General features: G+C 63.6%; 22 protein-coding genes. 10 read left to right on the forward strand and 12 right to left on the reverse strand.

Annotated features, from left to right (window positions below; genetic code table 11):
* Positions 1-32: 32 nt before the first annotated feature.
* The 3 genes from L8F45_RS00530 to L8F45_RS00540 all read right to left on the reverse strand — a co-directional run bounded on the left by L8F45_RS00530 (position 33) and on the right by L8F45_RS00540 (position 2,536).
* Positions 33-440 (reverse strand): hypothetical protein, encoded by a 408-nt coding sequence (locus L8F45_RS00530; protein ID WP_342360940.1) that lies wholly within the window; start codon positions 438-440, stop codon positions 33-35.
* Between the two features lie 331 nt (positions 441-771).
* Complete coding sequence (locus L8F45_RS00535; protein WP_342360941.1) at positions 772-1,953, reverse strand: NAD(P)/FAD-dependent oxidoreductase; 1,182 nt, start codon at positions 1,951-1,953, stop codon at positions 772-774.
* A 97-nt stretch (positions 1,954-2,050) separates the two neighbouring features.
* Positions 2,051-2,536, reverse strand: coding sequence for a hypothetical protein (locus L8F45_RS00540; protein WP_342360942.1), 486 nt, complete (start codon positions 2,534-2,536; stop codon positions 2,051-2,053).
* A 226-nt stretch (positions 2,537-2,762) separates the two neighbouring features.
* Between L8F45_RS00540 and L8F45_RS00545 the strand changes: the two genes are divergently transcribed.
* From L8F45_RS00545 to L8F45_RS00560, 4 genes are all read left to right on the forward strand, one after another.
* Entirely contained in the window at positions 2,763-3,977 is a 1,215-nt protein-coding gene (locus tag L8F45_RS00545) for an acyl-CoA dehydrogenase (protein WP_342360943.1), read from the forward strand.
* A 266-nt stretch (positions 3,978-4,243) separates the two neighbouring features.
* Entirely contained in the window at positions 4,244-5,050 is an 807-nt protein-coding gene (gene dapB, locus L8F45_RS00550; protein ID WP_342360944.1) for a 4-hydroxy-tetrahydrodipicolinate reductase, read from the forward strand.
* A gap of 2 nt (positions 5,051-5,052) precedes the next feature.
* Positions 5,053-6,234 (forward strand): CaiB/BaiF CoA transferase family protein, encoded by a 1,182-nt coding sequence (locus L8F45_RS00555; protein WP_342360945.1) that lies wholly within the window; start codon positions 5,053-5,055, stop codon positions 6,232-6,234.
* A gap of 169 nt (positions 6,235-6,403) precedes the next feature.
* The gene (locus tag L8F45_RS00560) at positions 6,404-8,068 is read left to right on the forward strand and encodes a thiamine pyrophosphate-binding protein (RefSeq protein WP_342363590.1); all 1,665 of its coding nucleotides are present in this window, start codon (positions 6,404-6,406) and stop codon (positions 8,066-8,068) included.
* A gap of 206 nt (positions 8,069-8,274) precedes the next feature.
* Here L8F45_RS00560 and L8F45_RS00565 read toward each other — a convergent pair whose 3' ends face one another.
* On the reverse strand, positions 8,275-8,865 hold the full coding sequence (locus L8F45_RS00565; RefSeq protein ID WP_342360946.1) for an HdeD family acid-resistance protein: 591 nt from the start codon (positions 8,863-8,865) through the stop codon (positions 8,275-8,277).
* A gap of 159 nt (positions 8,866-9,024) precedes the next feature.
* Between L8F45_RS00565 and L8F45_RS00570 the strand changes: the two genes are divergently transcribed.
* The gene (locus tag L8F45_RS00570) at positions 9,025-9,894 is read left to right on the forward strand and encodes an N-formylglutamate amidohydrolase (RefSeq protein ID WP_342360947.1); all 870 of its coding nucleotides are present in this window, start codon (positions 9,025-9,027) and stop codon (positions 9,892-9,894) included.
* Between the two features lie 627 nt (positions 9,895-10,521).
* Here the strand turns inward: L8F45_RS00570 and L8F45_RS00575 are convergent.
* On the reverse strand, positions 10,522-11,763 hold the full coding sequence (locus L8F45_RS00575) for an MFS transporter (protein WP_342360948.1): 1,242 nt from the start codon (positions 11,761-11,763) through the stop codon (positions 10,522-10,524).
* A gap of 116 nt (positions 11,764-11,879) precedes the next feature.
* Between L8F45_RS00575 and hisN the strand changes: the two genes are divergently transcribed.
* Positions 11,880-12,671: a histidinol-phosphatase gene (hisN, locus tag L8F45_RS00580; protein ID WP_342360949.1), complete on the forward strand. Its 792-nt coding sequence runs from the start codon at positions 11,880-11,882 to the stop codon at positions 12,669-12,671.
* A 13-nt stretch (positions 12,672-12,684) separates the two neighbouring features.
* On the opposite strand, the gene L8F45_RS00585 is transcribed toward hisN, so the two are convergent.
* The gene (locus L8F45_RS00585) at positions 12,685-13,668 is read right to left on the reverse strand and encodes an alpha/beta fold hydrolase (protein ID WP_342360950.1); all 984 of its coding nucleotides are present in this window, start codon (positions 13,666-13,668) and stop codon (positions 12,685-12,687) included.
* 219 nt (positions 13,669-13,887) lie between these two features.
* Between L8F45_RS00585 and L8F45_RS00590 the strand changes: the two genes are divergently transcribed.
* Both L8F45_RS00590 and L8F45_RS00595 read left to right on the forward strand, forming a co-directional pair.
* The gene (locus tag L8F45_RS00590) at positions 13,888-14,340 is read left to right on the forward strand and encodes an Hsp20 family protein (RefSeq protein ID WP_342360951.1); all 453 of its coding nucleotides are present in this window, start codon (positions 13,888-13,890) and stop codon (positions 14,338-14,340) included.
* Between the two features lie 181 nt (positions 14,341-14,521).
* Entirely contained in the window at positions 14,522-15,022 is a 501-nt protein-coding gene (locus L8F45_RS00595; RefSeq protein ID WP_342360952.1) for a DUF6650 family protein, read from the forward strand.
* A 256-nt stretch (positions 15,023-15,278) separates the two neighbouring features.
* On the opposite strand, the gene L8F45_RS00600 is transcribed toward L8F45_RS00595, so the two are convergent.
* Positions 15,279-15,575, reverse strand: coding sequence for a GIY-YIG nuclease family protein (locus tag L8F45_RS00600; RefSeq protein WP_342360953.1), 297 nt, complete (start codon positions 15,573-15,575; stop codon positions 15,279-15,281).
* Positions 15,576-15,867: 292 nt separating this feature from the next.
* Between L8F45_RS00600 and L8F45_RS30800 the strand changes: the two genes are divergently transcribed.
* The gene (locus L8F45_RS30800) at positions 15,868-16,098 is read left to right on the forward strand and encodes a DUF6968 family protein (protein WP_425330050.1); all 231 of its coding nucleotides are present in this window, start codon (positions 15,868-15,870) and stop codon (positions 16,096-16,098) included.
* A gap of 693 nt (positions 16,099-16,791) precedes the next feature.
* Here the strand turns inward: L8F45_RS30800 and queC are convergent.
* From queC to galE, 3 genes are all read right to left on the reverse strand, one after another.
* Entirely contained in the window at positions 16,792-17,493 is a 702-nt protein-coding gene (gene queC, locus L8F45_RS00605) for a 7-cyano-7-deazaguanine synthase QueC (protein WP_342360954.1), read from the reverse strand.
* A gap of 70 nt (positions 17,494-17,563) precedes the next feature.
* On the reverse strand, positions 17,564-17,926 hold the full coding sequence (locus L8F45_RS00610) for a hypothetical protein (RefSeq protein WP_342360955.1): 363 nt from the start codon (positions 17,924-17,926) through the stop codon (positions 17,564-17,566).
* Positions 17,923-18,912, reverse strand: coding sequence for a UDP-glucose 4-epimerase GalE (gene galE, locus L8F45_RS00615; protein ID WP_342360956.1), 990 nt, complete (start codon positions 18,910-18,912; stop codon positions 17,923-17,925). Before galE ends, L8F45_RS00610 begins: the two co-directional genes overlap by 4 nt.
* Positions 18,913-19,072: 160 nt before the next feature.
* Between galE and galU the strand changes: the two genes are divergently transcribed.
* Positions 19,073-19,945, forward strand: a complete 873-nt coding sequence (gene galU / locus L8F45_RS00620; RefSeq protein WP_342360957.1) for a UTP--glucose-1-phosphate uridylyltransferase GalU — start codon at positions 19,073-19,075, stop codon at positions 19,943-19,945.
* Positions 19,946-20,001: 56 nt separating this feature from the next.
* Here the strand turns inward: galU and L8F45_RS00625 are convergent, their stop codons facing one another.
* The gene (locus L8F45_RS00625; protein WP_342360958.1) at positions 20,002-20,685 is read right to left on the reverse strand and encodes a hypothetical protein; all 684 of its coding nucleotides are present in this window, start codon (positions 20,683-20,685) and stop codon (positions 20,002-20,004) included.
* A 183-nt stretch (positions 20,686-20,868) separates the two neighbouring features.
* Positions 20,869-22,395: an outer membrane beta-barrel protein gene (locus L8F45_RS00630; protein WP_342360959.1), complete on the reverse strand. Its 1,527-nt coding sequence runs from the start codon at positions 22,393-22,395 to the stop codon at positions 20,869-20,871.
* Positions 22,396-22,433: the final 38 nt, after the last annotated feature.

A 22,433-nucleotide genomic window follows, 5' to 3' on the forward strand; every position in this document is an offset into this window, starting at 1 on the left:
CGGTTCCCACTTTTCCGCACGTTGCTCCTAGATCACGGAACTTTCAGGCCGGGATAGTCGCGCGGCTTGCTCACGAAAGAGCTGAGCACGAAGTCGCAATAGGAAGGCAGGCCCTGCGCGGCGATATGCGCGCCGGCCTCGTCATAGCCGGCCTGAAAGGCGCTGAAATATTTCTCGCGAATCTGGATCGGCGTGAGCCCCTTCTTGTCGATCAGTTTCGACATCGGCGCGGGATCATAGACGATGCCCATGCAGGCGCGATCGGCGACGCGCATGAGATAGGCCATGGCGCGGGCGATATCGGCGGGCTTTCGCGACGAGGTTTGCGCGGCGGCAGGCGGCGCCGGCTTCTGGGGAGCGGCTAAGGCGGCGCAGTGAGCCAGCGCCGCTATGGCGATCGCCGCGGACAGGAAAACAGCCGTCAGTCTTTGCAGGCTCATGCGCGTCCTCCGCGTCAAATCATCATGCGTGCGCGCCATTGCGGCGCAAGGCGCTGAAAGTCCTGGAATCGGAACCTTCCCGACGCCTCGACATTTGTCTCGCAGATGCGGGCGACCGCCGACTCAAAGAGACAAAGGGAAACGTTATGGATTTGCTTCTCAAGGGCGGAATTCTCTGGCTGCTTGGCGTGCCTGTCATCGGCATCATTCTGCTCAGGTTGATTGGCTGGATTTGATCAAGCGACATTTGAAGACGCCTGCCTGCTCCTGAGGCGGTCACCTGAGAAGGGCGGCCGTCATTTTTTTGATTCATATCCGCTGCGCTTGATTTTCAGATAACATTGCGTTCAAGCAGTGGCTTGTTTTTCTTGAGCCGATCAAATCCGAAATCGCCGAGATCGAGCGTGACGAAGCGATCATGCGTGATCAGTTCGGCGATGCCGCGCCCCACCGCCGGCGACTGCTGCAGCCCGTGGCCGGAATAGCCGTTGCAGAGAATGAAATTGCGGGGGCCAGCCCATCCGACGATCGCGTTGTGATCGAACAGGTTCATGTCGTAATGGCCGGCCCAGGCGCGGCCCGTCTTCACGCGCTCGAAGGCGGGTATGCGCGCGGCCAGCGCCGGCCACACCACGTCCTCCCATTCCGACCACACGACATCGAAATCATCGCCCGCGTCGGCTGTGTCGCTATCGTCAGGGGAATAGCCGCCGATGAAGCCGTCGCCCTCGGGGCGGCACCAGGCGCCCGTCGTGTCGATCATCAGCGGCGCGTTCACCAGCGGCTCGGGGCAGCTCCATGTGAAGACGCAGCGCTTCTTCGCGTAGATCGGAATATCGACATCAGCGAGCGCGGCGATGCGTCGTCCGCCCGAAGCGCCGGCGCAGTTCACGAACACGTCGCCTTCGATCCGCGTTCCGTCTTCAAGTTCGGCCGATGTGATCGCGCCATCGGCGCGCGCGAATTTCGCGACTTTGCCGTTGACGTAGGTCGCGCCGAGCGCGCGCGCCTTCTTGCGATAGGCCTGCAGCAGGCCCCAGCCGTCGTACCAGCCTTCGCCGGTGCGCCCCCACGAGCCGAGCGAGAGATCATCCGTGGAAATCCAGGGAAAGCGCGCTTTCAGCGCCTCCGGCTCCATGAGGATAATATCCGCGCCCGCCTCCTGCTGGAGTGCGTTGACCTCGCGCAGCACGTCCGCGCCCGCCTCGGTCGCGAGATAGAGATAGCCGCCTTCTTTCAGGCCAAGCTCGGGCGCATCGCCATCGACGCCAATGCGCGCGCCGATGTCGCGCATGAAGCGCACGCCATACATGGAGACGTCGATATTCACCCGCGTCGAGAATTGCTGGCGGATCGAGGCGGCGGAAAGCGCCGTCGCCGAACGCGCATAGGTCGGGTCTTTCTCGATCACTGTCACGCGGCCCGTGAACGCCTTGTCCATCAACAGATGACAGGCGACGGACGAGCCCATGGCGGCCCCGCCGATGATCACCACATGCGCGTTCGAACTCATCTTGTCTCCGACTCAAAGCTGCTGCGTGGCAACCTAGCCGGACGAGCGCCCGCCGCGACAGGGGCACAGGCGAGGCGTAGCGTCACGCCTGCCCAAATCAGCCTTTGGCGGCGTTGAGGCGCTCGAAGGTCCAGGCGGCCAGCCAGCCATAGATGGCATGGCCGACGAGGCTCATGAAGGAGAGCACGGGCACATCGCGCAGCAGAAAATACTGTCCGGCGAGCGGCGCGAAGAATCCGAGCGCGATGAAGTAGGTTATCACGCCCCAAATCCAGCCGTCCGCCGGCCAGCCGAAGCTCCAGATATAGCGGCTGAGAACGAAGTAGCCGACGGGATAACCGACGATTCCGGTGAGCGCGTGCAGGAGCACCGCCTGTTCGGTCGAAAGCGTCAGGCCGAGCTGGTGCGAGAACAGCGACTTGATCAGCTCCGGCGGCTGGAGCGGGAAGCCAGCGGCCCAACTCGTGGCTGTCGCGGCCCACATCTCCCAGAAACCAAGGCCGGCGCAGCCGCCGACCGCGAGCAGGATCAGCGTGCGAAAGTCAGGCGCGGCGTCAGCGCGCGGCGCGGCGATTGCGGTCATGGCTTGGTCTCCTCTAAGCGCCTCGTCGCCGCATTCGCCACGGACGGGCGCCGCTGTCATTGCAACTCCGCCTCACAGAGGCGCTACCAGCCTGCATGCGCGGCTCACGCCGGCGCGAGCGGGGCCTCTCGCCAGACCGGCCGGCCGGCGCTAAGGACCTCGGGGAAATCTGGTTGCGGACGGCTTTCGGCCCTGTCGAGGCCGCCGCGAAGCAAGGAGAAACGCGATGTCCGTTGCGCCCAAGGCGAAGGATCGGCCGGCGCCCGCCGCTTATTCCTGGGAAGACCCCTTCCTCCTCGACGACCAACTTTCGGAAGACGAGCGCCTGATCCGCGACGCCGCCCGCGCCTATGGCCAGGAGAAACTCCTGCCGCGCGTCTCCGAAATGTATCTCGAAGAGAAGACCGACCGCTCGATCTTCAATGAGATGGGCGAGATGGGCCTGCTCGGCCCGACCGTGCCGGAGGAATATGGCGGTGCCGGCGCGTCCTATGTCTCCTACGGCCTGATCGCGCGCGAGATCGAGCGCATCGATTCCGGCTATCGCTCGATGATGAGCGTGCAGTCTTCGCTCGTGATGTATCCGATCTACGCCTACGGCGATGAGACGCAGCGCAAGAAGTATCTGCCGAAGCTCGCCTCGGGCGAATGGGTCGGCTGTTTCGGCCTGACCGAGCCGGACGCGGGCTCCGATCCCGGCGGCATGAAGACGCGCGCCGAGAAGGTGAGCGACGGCTATCGCCTCGTCGGCTCGAAGATGTGGATCTCCAACTCGCCGATCGCCGACGTCTTCGTCGTGTGGGCGAAGTCGGCCGCGCACGACAATCAGATCCGCGGCTTCGTGCTGGAGAAGGGCATGAAGGGGCTCACCGCGCCGAAGGTCGGCGGCAAGCTTTCGCTCCGCGCCTCGATCACCGGCGAGGTGGTCATGGACGGCGTGATCGTGCCGGAAGAAAATCTGCTGCCGAACGTGTCGGGCCTCAAGGGTCCGTTCGGCTGTCTCAACCGCGCGCGCTACGGCATCTCCTGGGGCGCGATGGGCGCCGCCGAGGATTGCTTCTTCCGCGCGCGTCAGTACGGTCTCGACCGCAAGCAGTTCGGCAAGCCGCTGGCGCAGACGCAGCTCTTCCAGAAGAAGCTCGCGGACATGCAGACGGAAATCGCGCTGGGATTGCAGGCTTCGCTACGCGTCGGCCGTCTGTTCGACGAGGGCAAGGTCGCGCCGGAGATGATCTCGATCGTGAAGCGCAACAATTGCGGCAAGGCGCTCGACATCGCGCGTCAGGCCCGCGACATGCACGGCGGCAACGGCATCCAGATCGAATATCACGTCATGCGCCACGCGCAGAATCTGGAGACGGTGAACACGTATGAGGGCACGCATGACGTGCATGCGCTGATCCTTGGCCGCGCCATCACGGGGCTGCAGGCGTTCTTCTAGGTCCTGACGAGAATGTCGACGAGTGTAGCGCGCGTCGTCCCCGGATTCATGCAGCGAGCGTCAGCGAGCGGAATGAAGTCCGGGGCCCATGGAGAGATGTGCGCCGTAGGCGCACGTTATTTTCATTTCCCGGACAAACAATGTGCTCGCTTTGCTCGCGATTCTTTCGCTGGGCCCCGGACACGGTTCCGCTCGGCGGTCGCCTCGCTCCACCGTTCCGGGGACGGAGCGGCGATGAACTGCGACAATCTAGGTAAGAGGTTCCCATGACCGTCCGCATCGTTCTCGCAGGCGCCTCGGGCTGGGTCGGCCGGGCGCTCATCGCCGCCATCGCGCAGGCGCCTGACCTGTCTCTCGTCGCCGCGGTTTCCCGCAAGGCGGCGGGCAAGGACGCCGGCGAAGTCGCCGGCGTCAGTTCGCTCGGCGTGCGCGTCGTCGCGACCATCGGCGAAGCGCTGGATGCGCCGTCGGATGTGCTGATCGACTACACCAAGCCTGATGTTGTGAAACATCACGCGCTGAGCGCCATCGGGCATGGCCGGCATGTGGTGATCGGAACGTCGGGCCTTTCCGCGCATGATTACGACACCATCGATGTCGCAGCTAAGGAGAAGCAGCGCGGCGTGCTCGCCGCCGGCAATTTCTCGATCACGGCGACGCTGCTCCGCCGCTTCGCGCTCGAAGCCGCGCGCTATGTGCCCGATGTCGAGGTGATCGACTACGCCCATGCGGGCAAGCCCGACACGCCGTCCGGCACCGGCCGCGAGCTTGGCGAATTGCTGGCGCAGGCGCGCCAACCCTCGACAGCGAAGCCTGTCGATCAGCTCGGCGGCGTGCGCGAGACGCGCGGTGGCGCGATTGGCGGGCCGACGCCGGTGCAGGTGCATTCGGTGCGCATGCCGTCCTTCGTCCTCTCCTGCGAGGCGATCTTCGGCTTAGCTGATGAGCGACTGGTGATCCGGCACGATGCGGGAAGCTCGGCTGCACCTTATGTCGCGGGCACGCTGCTCGCGGCGCGCAAGGTGTCGGGCTTCGTTGGCGTGCGCCGCGGCCTCGATTCGATCCTCGACTGAGCATGTCGCAAAAACCTCTTGCCGGACTGCGCGTTCTTGAACTGGCGCGCGTCCTCGCCGGTCCCTGGTGCGGACAGCTTCTCGCCGATCTCGGCGCCGATGTGGTGAAAGTCGAGCGCGCCGGCGTCGGCGACGACACGCGCGAGTGGGGGCCGCCTTTCGTCGAAGACAAAGAAGGCGGCTATCACGGCTCGGCCTATTATCACTCGACCAATCGCGGCAAGCGCTCGATCGCGCTCGATTTCACGAAAGCTGACGACGTCGCTGTCATTCAGCGATTGGCGAATTACGCTGATGTCGTGATCGAGAATTTCAAGGTCGGCGGGTTGAAGAAGTATGGCCTCGACTACGAAGCGATCAAAAAGATCAATCCGCGCATCGTCTATTGCTCGATCACCGGTTTCGGCCAGACCGGCCCTTACGCGCCGCGGCCGGGCTATGACTTCATCATCCAGGGCATGGGCGGCTTCATGTCGCTCACCGGCGATCCCGACGGCGAGCCGCAGAAGGCTGGCGTCGCCTATGCCGACATTTTCACCGGCGTCTATTCGACGGTCGGCGTGCTGGCGGCGCTGCGCCATCGCGACGCGACGGGCGAAGGCAGTCATGTCGATATGGCGCTGCTCGATACGCAGGTGACGGTGCTGCAGAACCATTCGATGAATCATCTCATCGCGGGCCTGACGCCGAAACGCATGGGCAACGCGCATGCGCAGCTCGTGCCCTATCAGGTCATTCCGGTGAAGGATGGCCACATCATTCTCGCGACCGGCAATGATGGACAATATCAGCGCACTTGCGATGTGCTCGGCGTGCCCGAACTGAAAGATGATCCGCGCTTCATCGACAATGAGGCGCGCGTGAACAATCGCGAGCATCTGATGCCGCTCCTGATCGCGCGCGCGAAGACATTCGCGAAGAACGATCTGATCGAGAGGCTCGAGACGGCGGGCGTGCCGGTCGGCCCGATCAACACGGTGCCGGAAGTGTTCCGCGATCCCCAGGTGATCGCGCGGGGCCTGCGCGTCGATCTGCCCGCGCCGGGCGCGAAAGCGGGAGCGCTGCCGAGCGTGCGCCAGCCGATCGTCATCAATGGCCAGCCGCTCTATGGCGAGCGCGCCTCGCCGGCGCTGGGCGAGGATCAGCAGAGCGTGCTTGATGATCCGAACTGGGGTGGCGTGTGAGGCTTCGTCATCCCGGATGCTGCGCAGTGCGAAGCAGTGCGCTGCTGATCCGGGATCTCGCGCCGGACGAGACTCTTCTTGCGGAAGATCCCGGGTCTGCGACGCATCACTGCATGCTGCGTCGCGCCCGGGATGACGGCGAGACATTTATTTGAAGGTAAAAGCGACCATGAAAACAGGCGGCCAGCTGATCGTCGACAGCCTCATCGCGCAGGGCGTCGAGCATGTGTTCTGCGTGCCCGGCGAAAGCTATCTCGCCGTGCTCGACGCGCTGCATGACGCCTCGATCAATGTCACGGTCTGCCGGCAGGAAGGCGGCGCGACCATGATGGCGGACGCTTCCGCGCGCCTCACCGGCCGGCCCGGCGTCGTCATGGTGACGCGCGGGCCCGGCGCCACCAACGCCTCGCCGGGAATCCATATCGCCGAGCATGATTCCGTGCCGCTCGTGATGTTCGTCGGGCAGATCGACGGTTCGATGCGCCATCGCGGCGCCTTCCAGGAGATGGATTATCGCGCCTTCTTTGGCTCGACCGCGAAATGGGTCGTTGAGATCGATGACGCCGCGCGAATCCCTGAGCATGTCTCGCGCGCTTTTCACGTTGCGATGCAGGGGCGTCCCGGTCCCGTGATCGTGGCGCTTCCGGAAGATGTTCTTTCGCAAATGGCGGATGCGCCACAGGCGAAGCGCGTCGAGCCCGTACAGACATGGCCGGGCCTGACGCAGATGGCCGAACTGCAAAAGCTTCTCTGGGCCGCGGAAAGGCCGATCGCGATCCTCGGCGGCTCCGGCTGGTCGGAGAAAGCCTGCGCCAGCTTCGCGCGCTTCTCCGAGCGCTTTGAACTGCCGGTCGCCTGCTCGTTCCGGCGCCAGATGCTGTTCTCCGGCGATCATCCGAATTATGCCGGCGAGATCGGCATCGCGCCTAATCCGAAATTGCGCGCGCGCATCGACAATTCAGATCTCGTTCTGCTCGTCGGCGGGCGCATGGCCGAGATGCCGTCGCAATCCTACGAGCTGTTTTCGATTCCCTATCCCAAGCAGACCTTCGTGCATGTGCACGCGGATTCGAATGAGCTCGGCCGCGTCTATCACCCGACGCTCGGCATTCATGCGTCGCCGGCCGCTTTTGCGGCGTCGCTCGAAAGTCTGCAGCCGCCGCAGCGCATCCCATGGGCGCAGCAGACGGCGGAAGCGCGCGCCGATTATCTCGCCTGGAACGAGGCGAAGCCAATTATTCCTGGCGACCTGCAGATGGCGGAATGCATGGCGTGGCTGCGCGGCAGGCTGCCGGCGGACGCGATCATCACCAATGGCGCCGGCAACTATGCGACATGGCCGGCGCGCTTTCTGAAATACCGCTCGTTCGGCTGCCAGCTCGCGCCTTGCTCAGGCTCCATGGGCTATGGCGCGCCGGCGGCGGTCGGCGCCAAGCGGGTTGAGCCCGATCGCATGGTGGTGGCGTTCGCCGGCGACGGCTGCTTCCTGATGAACGGCCAGGAATTCGCGACCGCCGTTCAGTATGATCTCAATGTGATCTTCGTCGTCGTCGATAACGGGATGTACGGCACGATCCGCATGCATCAGGAGCGCGAATTTCCCGGACGCGTTTCGGCGACGATGTTGAAGAATCCTGATTTCGCCGCCTATGCCCGCGCCTTCGGCGGCCATGGCGAGACGGTGCGGACGACGGCGGAATTCGCGCCAGCCTTCGAGCGCGCGATCGCGTCGAACAAGCCGGCGATCCTGCATTGCTTTATCGACCCTGAAGCCATCACGCCGGGAACGACGCTGACGAAGATGCGCGAAGCGGCGCAGGCGGCGAAGAAGTAAGCGCGCTGCTGCTATTCCCGGAACGGTGAAGCGAAGCGACGGCTGAGCGGAACCGTGTCCGGGATCCAGCGAAAGAATCGCGAGCAAAGCGAGCGCAATATTCCCTGAAAGAAGCGCGCCTCCGGCGCGAGTTATTGCGCTGGGTCCCGGCCTCCATTCCGCTCGGCTATGCCTCGCTGCATGGAGCCAGGGACGACATCGCGCGCCTATGTCGCCTTCGGGCGCACGCCGTCGAAAGTCGAGCGGATCGCTTGGGCGAGCATCACATAAGCCCAGCCCTGGAAGATCAGTTCGATCGCAAGGAACGTCCCGAGCACCCAAGCGCTCGACGCCGGCCATTGCACGAGGATCATCACGCCGAGCAGCAGCGACAACAGGCCGGACACGAGCACCCAGATCCAGACCGGCATCGGCCTCGCATGGAAGGCGGTGATGATGCGCAACACGCCAGTTGCGATGAGAGCCGCGCCGACGAACAAGGTGAGCGTCGCGAGCGCGGAGATCGGGCTGATGAAGATGGCTGCGCCAGCGAGAATGTAGAGCGCGCCGATCACGATCACAAGAATGCGGCTCTTCCATTCCTCGCGGCGGAAGGCGTCGACGAGAATGACGCCGCCGCCGATCAGCATCATCGCGCCGAAGGTGAAAAGGCTCACGAGCGAAAAGAGCAGCGTGGCGACAAGTCCGAAAGCGCCGAGCGCGATCAGGATCACGCCGGCGGCCATGAGCCAGCCCCAGTTCCTGCGCAGGGGGACGAGGTGGGTCGCAAGCGTGTGCGGGGCGGTCTGGTCGGTCATGGCTGAACCTCCGTTAGGTCAGCATCATCGGCGCTTTTTCGAGCAGAGGCCAGCCTTGCCGGACAAAATGCCGTGCAAGAAGGGCTGATCCCTTTTCCGTGCATGGACAATCGATTCCAGTTGGCCCACTTTCGCACGATGAACGCTGACGATTTGGGAATGTTCATCCCTCCCTGCGACCTCCACCGTCCGGAGGAGGTGACGCTGCCGTTGGTGTTCAGTTCGCCCCATTCGGGCTCCGTTTATCCCCCGAATTTTGTCGAGCAATCGCGGCTCGATGCGCGTGGGCTGCGCCGATCCGAAGACGCGTTTGTCGATTCCCTGTTCAAGCCGGTCGTCGCCATGGGCGCGCCTTTGCTCGCCGCGCGATTTCCGCGCGCCTATCTCGATCTCAATCGCGAGCCTTACGAACTCGATCCGCAGATGTTCGAGGGACGGCTGCCGCCCTTCGCCAATACGCGCTCCATGCGCGTCGCCGGCGGCCTCGGCACGATTCCGCGCGTGGTCGGGGAATCGCAGGAGATCTATGCGCGCCGCCTGCCCGCGGAAGAAGCGACGCGCCGGGTCGAGGCGCTCTACAAGCCTTATCACGCAAGTTTACGGCGGCTGATGGATCAGGCTCACGCCGAGTTCGGCTTCGCGATCCTGATCGACTGCCATTCGATGCCATCGACCAGCTTCGGCAAGGACGAGCCGGCGCGCGCCGACATCGTGCTGGGCGATCGCTTCGGCACGAGCTGTTCGGGCATGATCACGGATTCGCTCGAAGCGGAGCTCAGGAATCGCGGCCTCAGCGTGTTGCGCAACAAGCCTTACGCCGGCGGCTTCATCACCGAGCATTACGGCCGGCCGGCGAGGTCGCGCCATGCGATCCAGATCGAGATCAATCGCGCGCTCTACATGGATGAGCGCGCGCTGGCGCGGCATGAGGGATTCGATCGCCTCGCCGTTCTCCTCGCCGATGCGATGCGCGCTTTTGGCGAAGCGCCGCTTGCCTATCTCGCCGCCGGTCGTTTGGCGGCGGAATAGCCCGGCCCAGCTTCAATCTCCGGGAGCGGCTGCGTTGACGCGGCCAAGAAAAAGGGCCGCGCGTTTTCACGGCGGCCCAAGTGTAGGGAGGAAACGCCCAAGGAGGGCAGCAACCCGGCAAGGCCGTGTTGCATTGCAACAATATGCCTGTGCGCTGCGTCAAACGCAAGCGCTTTTTCGGAAAAAAGAGAGTTAATGCGCGCAATGCATAGCTGGCTCGCAGATTTCAGCGAGCCTGCGCCTGTGTCTTGCTGCTTCCGAGCGCTGACGATGCCCGAACCGGTTTGAGCTCGGCCAAACGGCGTCGCGCGAGGATAGGGCCCGGAAAGAAAAGTGGGCCGCACGTTTTCACGGCGGCCCAAGTGTAGGGAGGAAACGCCCAAGGAGGGCAGCAACCCGGCAAGGCCGTGTTGCATCGCAATAATATGCAGGCGCCGCCGGTAATGTGCAAGAGGCGAAAACGCTCAATTTTACAGCGGTCTGAGGAAGATCATTCCCGATCTTTATCCCTATGGATTCAGAGCGTTATCGATAATCGGCAATCGTTTGCGCCGACCCCGGGCGCCGCTTCGCCTGTTTTCGCGCCAGCTAAGCGCTCCTGCTTGCGGGAAAGGCAGAATCAGCCCGTCACGCCGCGGTCCGGCCGGGATGGGCGTCCGGCGCCTTGGCGTAAAGCAGCAGGGCGGCTGCGAGCTGAACGGCCAGCAGTCCCATCACGGCGGCGTAGGCGGCCGCGGGATAGGCGCCTGACGGGGCGCGCGGAAAGGCGCCGACGATGAGGCCGGTGATCGTCTGGATCGCGAAGGCGCCGGCCATGTTGCCGGCGTTGAGCAGCGTGAGGCCCCGGCCAAGCGTTTCAGGCGGGAACAGCATCCGGGCGTGGCCCATCATCAGCGGCGCATAGCCCAGTCCGAAACCGAAGCAGGCAAGCCAGAGGGGAATCAGCGCTTCCGGAATGGTGAAGAGCGCGCCTGCCGCGAGCGTCGCGGCGACCAGCGCGCCGGCGGCCAGCAGCGGCCGCTTGTAGCTTTTCAGCCGGCGGTCGAGCGCGCTCCAGACGAACAACCCGACGATATGGGCGATGACGAGGATCAGGAGCGTCGCGCCGCGCCGGCCGAGATCATAGCCATAGACGTCCGCCAGCCATGGTCCGCCCCAGAGGCCGCCGATCGCCGCGAAGGTCGGATAGGTCGTGCATTGCAGGCCCATCAGCAGCCAGAAGGATGGCGCACGGGCGACATCGCGAAGTCGGGTCGCCGCAGCTCCAGCGCGCGCTGGCGCAATCTGATCTTTCCCGACGAGCACAAGGACCAGCGCCGCGCAGATCACGGCGACGATGGCGACAAGCGCATAGGCGCCGCGCCAGCCAAGCGCGGCGGCGGCGAAAGCGAGTGGCGCGGTGGCGCAGATCGTGCCGCCATTGCCGATCGCGAGATGAAGACTGGCGAGCGAGGAATAGCGCTCGGCCGGAAATTCGCGCGCATAGATCACGAGCGGCGCAATCAGGAAGCTCGAACAGCCAAGTCCGAGCAGCGCGCGCCCGACGAGCAGCCAGAGATAGCCGGGCGCCAGACTGACGACGGCGGTTCCGAGGATGGTCAGCGCGAAGCAGGCCAGCATCACGCGCTTCGGCCCCTGCCTGTCGATGATGATTCCGAGCGGAATCTGCGCTGCGGCGAAGGTGAGAAAGAACAGGCTCGACAACAAACCGATCTCAGCCGCCGCCAGGCCAAGTTCGCGCGCGAGATCCGGCGCGACGACGCCGACCGCATTGCGCGAAAACTGGCTGATCGCATAGCTCGCGCCGAGCGAGCCGATCAGGGCCGCGGCGATCGCGCGTGAAAGGGAGGGAGGCGAGGGGGCATGCATCGGAATTTCCCGCCCGGATTAGCCAGCGAGGACCCGCGCGCCAAGAGTGTTGCCGAGGCGTTTCCTTCCGGCGCTTTTCGTGCCTAGAGAGATATGCATTTCGTCACGAGTCGCCCATGCTGCGTCCAAGCCCCGTCGATCTCGATCAATTCCTGCACCGGCTCGCCGACGCCTCGGGCGAGGCGATCATGCCGTTCTTCCGTTCGAGCCTGGCTGCGCTCGACAAGTCGCAGAACGGCTCGTTCGATCCGGTGACGGAAGCGGACAAGGCGGCGGAGGTCGTGATCCGGCGCATGATCCGCGAAGCGTTTCCCTCGCACGCCATCCATGGCGAGGAGTTCGATGACGAAAGCGGCACGTCCGAATTCGGTTGGGTGATTGATCCGATCGACGGCACCAAGGCGTTCATTTCCGGGCTGCCCGTCTGGGGCACGCTGATCGGCCTGACGCGCAACGGCAAGGCGGCGCGCGGCCTGATGAACCAGCCTTTCACGCGCGAACGTTTCTGGGGCGATGGCGGCAAGGCGCAATGGCGCGGACCGACCGGCGAGCGGACGTTGCGCACGCGTCCCTGCGCCTCCTTCGGCGAGGCGACGCTGATGACGACGACGCCCGCCATGTTCAAGGGTGACGCCGCGCAGCGCTATCAGTCGCTCGAACGGCTCGTGCGCCTGCCGCGTTATGGTTGCGACTGCTACGCCTACTGCATGCTGGCGGCGGGCCATGTCGATCTCGTCGTCGAAGCGGGTCTGAAGGCGGTCGACATCGTGCCGCTGATCCCGATCATCGAAGGCGCCGGCGGCGTCGCCACGACATGGCGCGGCGAGCCGGTGACATCAGGCGGCGATGTGATCGTCGCCGGCGACAAGCGCCTGCATGAGCATGCGCTGAAGATTCTCGGCGGCTGATTTTACGCGATCGTCAGCGACGCTTTCCCGCCGTCGCGGCGACGAGTTGCGGCGGCGCGCCGGAGCCCGGCAGAAAAGCGTCGATCGCCGCGAACACTTGTGCGCGCAGCGCGTCGCGCTCCATCAGCAATTCATGGCGGCCGCCGGGAATGGTGATGGCGCTGCCGGCCTTGAGGCGCGAAGCGAAGGCTTCGACCGCCGGCGTCGAGACGATGCGATCATCGCCCGCCGCAAGCACGAGCGCGGGCGTGAGAATCTCCAAGGGATAGCGCAACCCGGCGAATTCGCGCATGCGCGCAAAAGCGGCGCGCGTCCATGACACGGTGGGATCGCCGATCGCGAGTTCGGGATAGTCCGACGCGATCAGCGAATTGCGGGCATAGCGTGTCGCATCCGTGGTGAGCGGATTGCGCTCGAACGGTTTCGTCGCGATCGAGGTCGCGCCGCCGCCGGGAATGTAGCGGCCGCCCATGCCGATCGCGCGCAAGCTTCGCGCGAGCCAGAGCACGCCCGTGGGATTGGCGACGCCATGGATCGCGACCATTGGCGCGATGCAGACGATGCGCTCGAGCGGCAGCGTTCCCGCATGCAGCGCCGAGAGCGCAACGCATGCTCCCATGGAATGGGCGAGGCCGAACCAGGGCTTCGGGCAATGCGGCGTCATCTCCGCTTCGACGAAGGCGCGGAGATCCTCGTCGAATTCGGAGAAGTCGCGCACATGGCCCTTGCGCCCATCCTTCAGCGCCCGGTCCGATCCGCCCTGGCCGCGCCAGTCGAAGGTCGCGACATGAAAGCCGCGCGCGCGCAGGTCCGCGATCGTCTCGAAATATTTCTCGATCATCTCGGCGCGGCCGTTGATCAGCAGCATCGAGCCGACGCTGCGAGCCGCCGTCGGCGCCCAGCGCGCGGCCCGCAGTCTCACGCCGTCGCGCGTCCTCACCGTCGAGACGACAGCGCCCTCCGGGATCGGGTTGGTCTCTGTGGCGTAAAGCTGCACCGGCGCCCCTGGGATGGGAATCTTCCATCCGGAGACCGGCTTAGCCCATCGGCGGTTCTGCGGCCACCGGCGGCCAAAAACCCGATCGCGGGGTCTTGAAGGCCGAAAATCGCCTTCCTACCTCTGGGATGCGCCGGCCTCTCAGGCGGCGCGAAAGTAACCCTGAGGCTCCGCCCTTCGTGGGGAGCTCACGCATCTCGCTTTGATGAGGAGAAAACCATGCGTAGTTTTGACCTGACCCCCTTCTATCGCTCGACCGTTGGCTTCGACCGCGTTTTCTCGATGCTCGACCAGCTCTCCGGCGGCGATCAGTCCCAGACCTATCCGCCCTACAATATCGAGCGCACGGGCGAGAACGCCTATCGCATCAGCGTCGCGGTGGCCGGCTTCGCCGAGCCTGAGCTCTCCGTGGAAATCAAGGAGAACGCGCTGACCGTGAAGGGCGAGAAGAAACAGTCCGAAGAGAAAAAGTTGGGCGAAGTGCTCTATCAGGGCATCGCCGGCCGCTCCTTCGAGCGACGCTTCCAGCTCGCCGACCATGTGCTCGTGCAGGCCGCGCAGCTTGAGAACGGCCTCCTCCATATCGATCTCGTGCGCGAGATTCCGGAGGCGAAGAAGCCGCGGCTCATTCCGATCAACGGCAAGCAGATCGAGCAGAAGCTCGCCGCGTAACCTCCAGCGCAGGCTGAGCTTTCAAGAACCCGCTCCCGAAAGGGGGCGGGTTTTTTTGGGCCGTTTAATACGACATTTCATAGTAAGCGCGCTCATCGAATATATTGGTATGCTATTCGCGTCAGAGCCGTGGACATCAGGATGATTCCGCCGCAATTTCCTGCCGACAAATGGTGTGGCTATGGCGCGAAAGCCAAAATCACTTACGGGAACAAAAATCCGACTGAAGGGTGTGAGCGCTCTAAGCTTCGGAGCTTCGTGGGATATTGGCAATCCTGAGCGAGACGCCATTCGGGGCCTCCTTACATTCCTCGAAGATCGTCGTGCACTTTACGTTCCTTTATATCTCGAAGTCGCCGGAGAGGTCGAACGATCTGCACACGAAATTCGACGTCGCTGCACAGAAGCGCTGACGCTGGTTGGTGAGCGTTCGGCGGCGAAGGAAAATATCCGCGCTATTCGTGCTGCATGTCGACGATTTCTCGAAGAGCCTCATCCTGAATTCCGAAATCTTATGCACCGTGATTTTGGAAGATTCTCCGATCAAGCGAACTTCTTTACGGCGTTGGGTGAGCTGCGTGCGCGCGTGGGCACCGAAATTGCCGCTCTCGCGAGCCGCTACGACATTGAATTGGAGCCTGATCTCGCAAGCATTCTACCTCCAGTAGATGACGAAGATTGAACAATCTGCGTGTGCTTGCAGCGTTGCGCTCTGGTTTCCGTGCAATATCTCCTTCCTCGTCGACCGCACGAGAAATCCCGAGCGCGTGAAATCCGTGCGCTTCGGCATATGCGTCGTTCTCTTTCCAGATGTCATCGCCGGGCTTGACCCGGCGATCCAGACCGCTCCTTCAATATCGCGGATGGTTGCTGGATGCCCGGGTCAAGCCCGGGCATGACGTCTGGAGGGGAATCGAGGGGCTGAAGAAAGCTTCCCCTCACATCGCCAGCTCCTCATATAAATCCCGCCATTCCGGATTCATCGCCTCGATCAGATCGAGCTTCCATTTGCGCGGCCATTTCTTGATGTTCTTCTCGCGCTGGATCGCATCGATCGCGCGGGGATAGTCCTCGTACCAGACAAGACGCGTCACGCCGTAGCGCTGCGTGAATCCTTTCGTCCGCCCTTCACGATGCTCGAATATTCGTCGTTCGAGATCATTGGTGACGCCTACATAAAGCGTGCCGTTCCGCGCGCTCGCCGTGATGTAGACCCAGTAGGTCCGCTCGCTCATGCCGCGATTGATGAAAGGCTGGATCGCCGGGCCTTCGCCACGCTGAAGCCGCTTCGGCCGCGCAAGCGGGTCAAGCCCGGCGATGACGGGTGGAGGGGGATTGCGATTGAAAGGAGAGGAAGCCGTGGCGCACGCTCGCGCGACCTTTGTCGTTATGCCGCATCATTTTCGTTGAGCGCCGATAAATTTCCAGTCGATTGACATACGCTCTCCGCCGCGCCGCGATGCGCGTGGAGACGACGCCATGCTGATCGCGGAACGAAATCTTGTTGTGAATGAGAGCGGCGTGAGAATGCCTGTCCCTATTCGCATCTTCGCGCCTGTCGTGAACGAAGCGCATTTTCTCTGTCGCTATGAGATCGGCTGGCCCGAAGGCGCGTGGACAAGCGCGGCGGCGGGCGTCGACGCGGTGCAAGCGCTGCATCTCGCGCTCCAGAAGATTGGCGTCGAACGGCGAGGGTTACGGATTTCCCGTTCCGAAAAATGCGCGCGATCAACTTGTTGGCGAGGACAGAATTTTTGATGGTTGAGCGCATTGCCTCTTCAAGCGTCGTCCGGCGATCTTCATGCCTGGACCTGATCGAGGCATCCAGGAATTGAACGCGCTTTTGAAGCGGCGGCCTGGATCGCCGGCTCAAGGCCGGCGATGACATCTGGAGAAAGATGCAGGGAACTTCTCGCTGGCCCATTTCTCGCTTGACATTTATGGATTAAATTCCTATTATCCTCTCGCCTTTGCTCTTCTACGGGCTGTCCAGGTCAGGACTGAACAGGAGCAAGGGGCGGATCCGCGGGTTCTGATGCAACCTGGCTTCAGAACTCCCGGGGTCTCCGACACTGCGCCCGCCTGACACTAGGATCAGGCTGTCCGAACGGACCTTAAGCGGGGAACCGCGGAGAGCGCAGGACTGGAAGACTGAAAATCCGCGTCGGGAGCGCCGCAAGGCGAAACCCAACCATCACTTCCGGCCGCGTCTCGCGGCGCTCCCGGCCTCCCCGAGGAGGCGAGGATGAAGGATCAAAGCGGAGAGGAGATGAAGCCGCGCGAAGGCGCGAAAGTTTGGCGCGCCTATTTACCGGAGCGTTCCCTCCCCCCGCTTGCGGAGGGGAGGGACAGGGTGGGGGGACTGGATGAAGAGCGCGCTTGTCCCGAACGCCCCCCACCCTCAATCCCTCCCCTCCGCTCGCTTCACTCGCAGGGGGAGGGAGGCGCAAGTCACGATGCGCCGCGCCCAAACCTCTCCCATCCCTGCGCGCGCAATTTGCACGCGGGACACTCCCCGCAGCCATAGCCCCAATCATGACGCTGGCCGCGTTCGCCGAGATAACAGGTGTGCGTCTCCTCGACGATGAGATCGACCAGCTTTTCGCCGCCGAGCGATTGCGCGAGGCGCCATGTGTCGGCCTTGTCGATCCACATCAGCGGCGTCTCCAGCACGAAGCGTTTTTCCATGCCGAGATTGAGCGCGACCTGCAGCGCCTTGATCGTGTCGTCGCGGCAATCGGGATAGCCGGAATAATCGGTCTCGCACATGCCGCCGATGATGCGGCGCAATCCGCGGCGATAGGCGAGGGCGGCTGCGAAAGTGAGGAAGATGATGTTGCGGCCGGGCACGAAGGTGTTGGGAAGCCCGCCTTCATTCATCTCGATGGCGACGTCGCGCGTCAGCGCCGTGTTGGAGACTTCGCCGAGCGCGGCCAGCGAAATGGTGTGCTCCTCGCCGAGCTTCGTTTTCCAGTCAGGATTGAGCACAGCCAAACCGTCGCGGATCGCCGTGCGGCGTTCAAGTTCGACGCGATGGCGCTGGCCGTAATCGAAGCCCAGCGTCTCGACATGGTCGAAGCGATCGAGCGCCCAGGCGAGGCACGTCGTCGAATCCTGCCCGCCGGAAAAAAGCACGAGCGCCTTGTCGGTCATCTCATTCCTTCCGTGTGTAGGATGACGCGCGTCTCACGCCGAATCCGGCGCGTCGTCAATTCACCTGAAATCAATGGCCGGCGAGCTGCGCGGGAATCCAGTCGATGCTGCGCGCCGTCTTGCCCTGTCTGACATTATAGTCGATCGCGCTCTGGCGCGCTGCGTCGGCTGCCGCCATGTCGTCATTGCGCGGGCAGGAGATCACGCGAAAAGCGAGGCCTTCCACGTTCAATTCGCGCGCAAAGGCGCGTTCGACAGCATCGTTCGCAGCCGTCGTTTCGAAGGGAGTCGAAGCGTAGAAGCGCGTCTCGCTGGGATCGAGCGCGAAGCAATAGCGCACATCGCGCGCGACGGCTGAAGTCGCTATCGCCACGCCAGCGATTGCGGCGCCAATCGCTGCGATGCGCGGAAAGCTGGCGCGAACGCTGATCATGACGCGTTCTTCTTCGTCAGCTTGTCCTCCCAGGCGAGCGCCTGGCGGATGATGGTTTCGAGATTATCGAATTCGGGACGCCAGTTCAGCTTGTCGCGGATGCGATCGGCCTTGGCGGTCAGCGCCGCCGGATCGCCGGCGCGGCGCGGCGAAATCTTGACGGCGAAATCGACGCCGGAGACCTTCTTCATCACGTCGATGACGTCGAACACGGAATAGCCCGAACCATAACCGCAATTGCAGACGAGGCTTTCGCCGCCCGCGCGCAGATGCTTGAGGGCTGCGACATGAGCGCGCACCAGATCGGTCACCTGGACATAATCGCGCACGCCGGAGCCATCCTTGGTCTGAAAATCAGTGCCGAACACTTCCATGAAGGGGCGCTTGCCGAGCGCGGTCTGCGCCGCGACCTTGATCAGATGCGTGGCGTTCGGGCTCGACTGGCCGGTGCGGCCTTTGGGGTCGGCGCCGGCGACGTTGAAATAACGCAGGATGACATAGCCGAGATCATGGGCCGCGCCCGTGTCCTTCAGAATCCACTCGGTCATCATTTTCGAGCGGCCGTAAGGATTGATCGGCGCGAGCGGCAGGTCCTCGGGAATGGGATTGACGGTCGGCTCGCCGTAAACGGCCGCCGTGGATGAAAAGATGAAGTGCTTCACGTCGGTGTTGACCGCGCTTTCGATCAGCGAGCGGGCCTTCACCGTGTTGTTGAGATAGTAGCCGAGGGGATCGGCGACCGAGTCCGGCACCACGATCTTGGCGGCGAAATGGGCGATGGCGTCGATTCCGTGCTCACGGATCGTGCGTTCGACGAGGGCCTGATCGCCCATGTCGCCCTGCACCAGTTTCGCCTCGGGCGGGACCGCCCACCAGAAGCCGGCGGACATGTCGTCCAGCACCACGACTTCTTCGCCGGCGTCGATCAGCTCGTTGGCCATATGGCTGCCGATATAGCCGGCGCCGCCAGTCACCAGTACGGCCATCAAGGACTCCCGTTCATTGAGGCTTCATCGCCTGTCTTCACCATGGCTCGCGAACCTTGATGGGACGTCAATCCTCGACTTCCCGATCTCCCCTAGGGAACGCTATGGTTCACGCCGCGTTACGATACTCCCTCGCTTCCCGCATCCTCCTGGACGTCAGATGACAAAGAAAATCCGCAAGGCCGTCTTCCCGGTCGCCGGCCTCGGCACCCGCTTCCTGCCCGCCACCAAGGCCGTGCCGAAGGAAATGCTGACCGTGGTCGACCGGCCGGTGATCCAGCATGTGGTGGATGAGGCGCGCGCCGCCGGCATCGAGCATTTCATTTTCGTCACGGGCCGCAACAAGCATGTGATCGAAGATCATTTCGACATGCAGTACGAGCTCGACCACACGCTTTCCCAGCGCGGGAAGAAGAGGGAGCAGGAGATTCTCGCCTCGATCCTGCCGAAGGCGGGCACGGCGAGCTTCACGCGCCAGCAGGCGCCGCTCGGACTTGGCCATGCCGTGTGGTGCGCGCGCGACATCGTCGGCGACGAACCTTTCGCGCTTTTGCTGCCCGATATGCTGCACAAGGGCGAGACGCCCTGCCTGAAAGAAATGATCGAGGCGCATGCGGCTCATGGCGGCAACCATATCGCCGTTGCGCCGGTGCCGGAGGAAGAGACGCATCAGTACGGCATCGTCGGCGTGAAGGATCGCGCGGCGAAAGTGTCCGAGATCACCATGATGGTGGAGAAGCCGAAGCAGGGAACGGCGCCGTCGAACCTGCACATCACCGGCCGCTACATCCTGCAGCCCTCGATCTTCGCTTTGCTGGCGACGCAGGAGAAGGGCGCAGGCAACGAGATCCAGCTCACTGACGCCATGGTGACGCTGGCGAAGAGCGAAAAATTCCACGCCGTGCGCTTCGATGGCGAGATCTATGACACGGGATCGAAGCTCGGCTTCCTCACGGCGAACATGGCCTACGCGCTCAGCGATTCCTCGCTGAAGGACGCATTCCGGGCGGAAGCGAAGAAGCTGCTGGGATAATCAAAGAAAAGCGAAGGCAGCGGAGCGCCTTCGCTTATTGTCTGGAGCGATCGCGATCAGGCCGATCGCGCGCGCTGGCCATAGAGGCGCGAGACCGCGCCGAGCGCGACGAGGCCGACCACGACGCTGATCACAGCGCCGATCAGCTTGAAGATCAGGCCGATGAAGCCGCCAAATCCGCCGAAGAGCGCGCTCAGAAGAACGTTCGGCAGGGCGGCCGCGATGAACAGGCCGATCAGCGGAATCCAGTAGGGCGCGGTCTGGTTGAGCACCGATTGGACCGAGATCGGGTCGTTCATCGCCAACGCCGGGAAAACGAAGGCGATGCGCGCGATCGCCGCCACGATGATCGCCATCAGCACCAGCGACGAAATGAGAATGCCGACATAGCTGATGCCCAGGATCATCGCGAGAATCATGGCGAAGATCATCAGCACGATGCCGATGAGGATGCCGATGCCGACGAGCTTCAGCGCCGCCATGGGGTCGCTGTCCTTGTAGGCGAATTCGCCCGTGATGGCTTCGCGCGAGGCCATGAGGCCAATGAAGATCGTGGCGATGCTGCAGACGAAAGCTAAAATGCCGCCGAACGTCGGCCCGAGAAGGGCGGGCAGGATCATCGCGCCCAGGGAAGCGACCACATAGGGAATCGTCGCCTTGGCTGATTTGGCGTAGTCGATGCCGGAATTGATGAGATCGCCCAGAGAGGGCGGCGCGGCGCTGGCCCGCAGATCGGTCATGCTTGTTCCCCCGTGTTCACGCCCCGCGCCAGTGTTCATCAATGACGCTGGGAGAGCAAGCGGGAACAACCAGAGCATGGCGCGAAAAAGTGGGAACCGGTTTTTCGCAAGAGCCGTGCTCTAAACTTCTGGAATCGGTCACGGTCCCGCATTTTGATTGTTTCAATCAAAATGCGGCGTGATCTACCGCTGCAATCTCAGGCCGACCATGAAGACGTTGGCGGTGTAGTCGCTGCCCGGCGCCGAGGATTTCAGATGTTCGCGGGTGTAGCTCGCGCGCACCGCGATCGTGCGGCTGAGCTTGTAGTCGAGGCGCACGGTTCCGGAGAGCGTGTCCTCCCTGAGCGGCGACCCGTCATATTCGCTGCGCTGGAAGCTGCCGGTCGCCGTGAATGTCAGATTGCGCAGGAAGGCGTGCGCGATCTCGATCGTGCCCTTGCGGGTGACCGCGCCGGAGACGCCGGGCGTCGTGGTTTCGTCGAGCGTCGTCTGGGCGCGCAGCCCCAAGGTGGTGAGCGGCGTCGCCGACCAGATCAGGGAGGCGTCGCCGATCACGCCGCGCAGGTCCGCGAGACGGGTATCGTCATATTTCCGCGTTTCATAGCCAACCGACGCTTCGCCGACGAGGGTGCGCGCGATGTCGATCGTGGTGCCGACGCGACCGCCGAGGCCCTTCGAGTTACGGAGGAAGCCGCTTGAGTCGGCGCGTTGGTCGTGCAGCCGCTCGTCGATCTTGCCTTCGACGAAGGGCCTGACTCCAGGCGTCACCTCGTAGCCGACGCGCAGCGTTCCGCCGACCTGATTGTAGTTGCGGTCGCCCTGCGTGACGATCGAGCCATCGGGCAGCTTCGCGTCATCGAAGGTGTAGCGATCAGCAAGGCCGCTCAGCGTGAAGCTGAAACGGTTGATGCGATGTTCAGCGCCAAGCGTGCCGCCATATTGATAGGTGAGCGGCCGGCCGCTGGTGATGAAGGGCAGATTGGTCGACTGCGGTGACTGGGTGTCGAGTTTGAATCGACCCTGCGCAATCACATCGGTCGAACGTGTCACGGCGAAGCGCCAGTCGCCCTTTGCTTCTGCTTCTGGCCGGTTGGCCGACTGAAGATCGGTGTAGCGCGAATAGGAGCCGCGAAGCAGGCCCTGGAAGCTGTGCGTCGACCAGTTGGAATCGATTTTCACTTCCGCGCCGGGCTTGATGAAGTCGGAACCCTGCACGCCGCTGCGGAGCCGATTCGGATTGGAATCGTAGCCGACATCGACGTCGAGCGCTGGCCGGATCGTGAAGCTCTCGAAGGCGATGCCTGCCGGCGCGTAAGGATCATTCTCGACGATTTTCTTCGGCGGCTTCGGCGGCGGCGGAGGCGTCAATGCGGGCGCGCTGATTCGTTTCAGCGGCGCAGCCTGGACGCGCTGCGAAGCCTCGGCGCCGGGAGCGAGGTGACGGACGCGCTTGCGCGTCGGATTCGGCGGGGCGAGTTTCGTGCGCGGCAGCAGTTCGGGATCGCGCGGCGCGCGTCGGGGCCGTGCGGGATCGGGCCCGTCGATCACTTCCGGCGTGACGGCGCTGGGGCGCAGGATGGTCGGCAGGTCGAGCGCCTGTCCGAAGGCGACGGATTCCCAGGTGAGGAGAGCGCAGCCGAGACCGACCGCGCCAAGCGCGCGGGAGGGCCGCGACGGGCCCCGATGCTCGGGCTTGATCCTTCCGGCCATGCCGTTTCCGTTACGATCAGCCCGGCCTGTCCGCGGCG

This window comes from Terrirubrum flagellatum, assembly GCF_022059845.1.
GTDB lineage: Bacteria > Pseudomonadota > Alphaproteobacteria > Rhizobiales > Beijerinckiaceae > Terrirubrum > Terrirubrum flagellatum.

Bases quoted from the DNA above. Each gene is read 5' to 3' on its own strand.
- L8F45_RS00530 (WP_342360940.1), bottom strand. From the start codon at position 440: ATGAGCCTGCAAAGACTGACGGCTGTTTTCCTGTCCGCGGCGATCGCC.
- L8F45_RS00535 (WP_342360941.1), bottom strand. From the start codon at position 1,953: ATGAGTTCGAACGCGCATGTGGTGATCATCGGCGGGGCCGCCATGGGC.
- L8F45_RS00540 (WP_342360942.1), bottom strand. From the start codon at position 2,536: ATGACCGCAATCGCCGCGCCGCGCGCTGACGCCGCGCCTGACTTTCGC.
- L8F45_RS00545 (WP_342360943.1), top strand. From the start codon at position 2,763: ATGTCCGTTGCGCCCAAGGCGAAGGATCGGCCGGCGCCCGCCGCTTAT.
- dapB (WP_342360944.1), top strand. From the start codon at position 4,244: ATGACCGTCCGCATCGTTCTCGCAGGCGCCTCGGGCTGGGTCGGCCGG.
- L8F45_RS00555 (WP_342360945.1), top strand. From the start codon at position 5,053: ATGTCGCAAAAACCTCTTGCCGGACTGCGCGTTCTTGAACTGGCGCGC.
- L8F45_RS00560 (WP_342363590.1), top strand. From the start codon at position 6,404: ATGAAAACAGGCGGCCAGCTGATCGTCGACAGCCTCATCGCGCAGGGC.
- L8F45_RS00565 (WP_342360946.1), bottom strand. From the start codon at position 8,865: ATGACCGACCAGACCGCCCCGCACACGCTTGCGACCCACCTCGTCCCC.
- L8F45_RS00570 (WP_342360947.1), top strand. From the start codon at position 9,025: ATGTTCATCCCTCCCTGCGACCTCCACCGTCCGGAGGAGGTGACGCTG.
- L8F45_RS00575 (WP_342360948.1), bottom strand. From the start codon at position 11,763: ATGCATGCCCCCTCGCCTCCCTCCCTTTCACGCGCGATCGCCGCGGCC.
- hisN (WP_342360949.1), top strand. From the start codon at position 11,880: ATGCTGCGTCCAAGCCCCGTCGATCTCGATCAATTCCTGCACCGGCTC.
- L8F45_RS00590 (WP_342360951.1), top strand. From the start codon at position 13,888: ATGCGTAGTTTTGACCTGACCCCCTTCTATCGCTCGACCGTTGGCTTC.
- L8F45_RS00595 (WP_342360952.1), top strand. From the start codon at position 14,522: ATGGCGCGAAAGCCAAAATCACTTACGGGAACAAAAATCCGACTGAAG.
- L8F45_RS00600 (WP_342360953.1), bottom strand. From the start codon at position 15,575: ATGAGCGAGCGGACCTACTGGGTCTACATCACGGCGAGCGCGCGGAAC.
- L8F45_RS30800 (WP_425330050.1), top strand. From the start codon at position 15,868: ATGCCTGTCCCTATTCGCATCTTCGCGCCTGTCGTGAACGAAGCGCAT.
- queC (WP_342360954.1), bottom strand. From the start codon at position 17,493: ATGACCGACAAGGCGCTCGTGCTTTTTTCCGGCGGGCAGGATTCGACG.
- L8F45_RS00610 (WP_342360955.1), bottom strand. From the start codon at position 17,926: ATGATCAGCGTTCGCGCCAGCTTTCCGCGCATCGCAGCGATTGGCGCC.
- galE (WP_342360956.1), bottom strand. From the start codon at position 18,912: ATGGCCGTACTGGTGACTGGCGGCGCCGGCTATATCGGCAGCCATATG.
- galU (WP_342360957.1), top strand. From the start codon at position 19,073: ATGACAAAGAAAATCCGCAAGGCCGTCTTCCCGGTCGCCGGCCTCGGC.
- L8F45_RS00625 (WP_342360958.1), bottom strand. From the start codon at position 20,685: ATGACCGATCTGCGGGCCAGCGCCGCGCCGCCCTCTCTGGGCGATCTC.
- L8F45_RS00630 (WP_342360959.1), bottom strand. From the start codon at position 22,395: ATGGCCGGAAGGATCAAGCCCGAGCATCGGGGCCCGTCGCGGCCCTCC.